This window comes from Microvirga pakistanensis, from assembly GCF_004458765.1.
Taxonomy (GTDB): Bacteria; Pseudomonadota; Alphaproteobacteria; order Rhizobiales; family Beijerinckiaceae; genus Microvirga; species Microvirga pakistanensis.
The window spans coordinates 1-223 of record NZ_SPJX01000494.1; the positions used below are offsets into that span (position 1 = coordinate 1).

Consider the following 223-nt stretch of genomic DNA (forward strand, 5'->3'; position numbering starts at 1 on the left):
CCGCGCAATGGCGCGGTGCACTGAGCGATCCATCGGGGCACCCCGCCCGAGGACATGATCGTCAGCCCTGGGCAGGTCTCCTGGCTTGCGGGTCGTCGCCTTCTGCCGGCCGTCCCGGTGATCGCTCACCAGTGACGCTGGATGGCAGGAGACTCGTCGCTCACAGTTGCGGGGGCAGCCCCGGATTCACCTCAATGGTTCACCGGATTCCCTCTTAGCTCCG

Annotated in this window: 1 riboswitch. The window is 66.8% G+C overall.

Annotation, left to right across the window (positions count from 1 at the left end):
- Positions 1–53 precede the first annotated feature (53 nt).
- Positions 54–223, bottom strand: a riboswitch (cobalamin riboswitch). This riboswitch is flagged as partial in the annotation.